Origin of the sequence: Aeromonas sp. HMWF015, assembly GCF_963878965.1 — a bacterium.
Classification (GTDB): Bacteria; Pseudomonadota; Gammaproteobacteria; order Enterobacterales; family Aeromonadaceae; genus Aeromonas; species Aeromonas veronii.
Genome location: NZ_CAWNZT010000193.1, coordinates 782 through 1,883 on the forward strand (window position 1 = coordinate 782; position 1,102 = coordinate 1,883).

The window sequence follows — 1,102 nt, forward strand, 5'->3', positions numbered from 1 at the left end:
AATGCCGAGGGTGAGGCGACCGTGTTGCAGGCTCTGCAGATCCGCCAGTTCGGCCTCCAGCTGCTGCATCTCCGCCAAGATGGTCTGGGCCCGGTTGAACAGCACCTGGCCGCTGTCGGTCAGGGTGAAGCGGCGCCCTGACCGGTTGAGCAGGGGTTGGCCCAGCTCCTCTTCGATATTGCGGATCATCTTGCTGATGGTGGGCTGGGTGACGAACAGCTTTTCAGAGGCGCGGGTGAAGCTTTTTTCCCGCACCAGTTCGACAAAATAGCGCAGGGCGCGAATATCCATGGACTCTCTCGACTCGTGTTGGCGGGTACGGGATGAAGTATGCCTATGCAGCATGAATTTGATAATTTTAATTCATTTCTGGCAGGTTTTGCTCAACTCTATACTGTGAGCCGGTTCACAGAAAGACGATGATCATGAAAGCCCTCTGCTTGCGCTGGTTACAGACTCCCTTCCAGATTGTGTTGCTGGCAGCCATCTGGCTGCTGGCCGATACCGCGGTGCGTACTCTCCATCTGCCGCTGCCCGCCAACCTCACCGGCATGCTGTTACTGCTGGCCTGCATCCTGCTCGGAGTGGTCAAAGCTGAATGGTTCAGTGCCGGTGCTCGCTGGCTGCTGGCCGAGATGCTGCTCTTCTTTGTGCCCGCCGTGGTGGCGGTGGTCAACTATCAGGATCTGCTGCTGCAGGAGGGGTGGCGCATCATGGTGGTGCTGCTGGTGAGCACCACGCTAGTGCTCGGTACTACCGCGCTGGTGGTGGACCGGGTTTACCGCCTCGAACTGAAACTGGCCCGCCGGAGTCGCCGTCATGTCTGATACCCTGCTCGGGCTGATCTGCTTCGCCCTCACCCTGCTCTTCTACTACGCCAGCAAATGGCTCTATGGCAAAAAGCGCATCCTGCCGCTGATGCCGCTGCTGCTGGCGCCGACCCTGCTGGTGGCGGTGGTGCTGCTGTTCCACATCCCCTATCAGGATTACATGGCGGAATCCCACTGGCTGCTCTGGCTGCTGGGCCCGGCGACCGTCGCCTTCGCGGTGCCGGTCTACGAGAACCGCCAGCTCATTCGTCGCCACTGGCTGTCGCTGTCGG

The 1,102-nt window shown here is 60.1% G+C and carries 3 protein-coding genes; 2 read left to right on the top strand and 1 reads right to left on the bottom strand.

Annotated features, from left to right (window positions below):
* A partial coding sequence (locus AACS18_RS23295) for a LysR family transcriptional regulator (RefSeq protein WP_258228904.1) occupies positions 1-291 on the bottom strand: 291 nt, incomplete at its 3' end.
* 134 nt (positions 292-425) lie between these two features.
* Between AACS18_RS23295 and AACS18_RS10145 the strand changes: the two genes are divergently transcribed.
* Together AACS18_RS10145 and AACS18_RS10150 are read left to right on the top strand one after the other, a co-directional pair.
* Positions 426-827 carry a CidA/LrgA family protein gene (locus AACS18_RS10145; RefSeq protein WP_040069042.1) on the top strand — a complete coding sequence of 134 codons (402 nt, stop codon included), beginning with the start codon at positions 426-428 and terminating at the stop codon, positions 825-827.
* Positions 820-1,102: LrgB family protein (locus AACS18_RS10150; RefSeq protein WP_181363438.1), on the top strand; the 283-nt coding region annotated here is incomplete at its 3' end. The genes AACS18_RS10145 and AACS18_RS10150, both read left to right, overlap by 8 nt.

Coding starts and splice junctions, on each gene's coding strand:
- AACS18_RS10145 (WP_040069042.1), top strand. CDS start 426: ATGAAAGCCCTCTGCTTGCGCTGGTTACAGACTCCCTTCCAGATTGTG.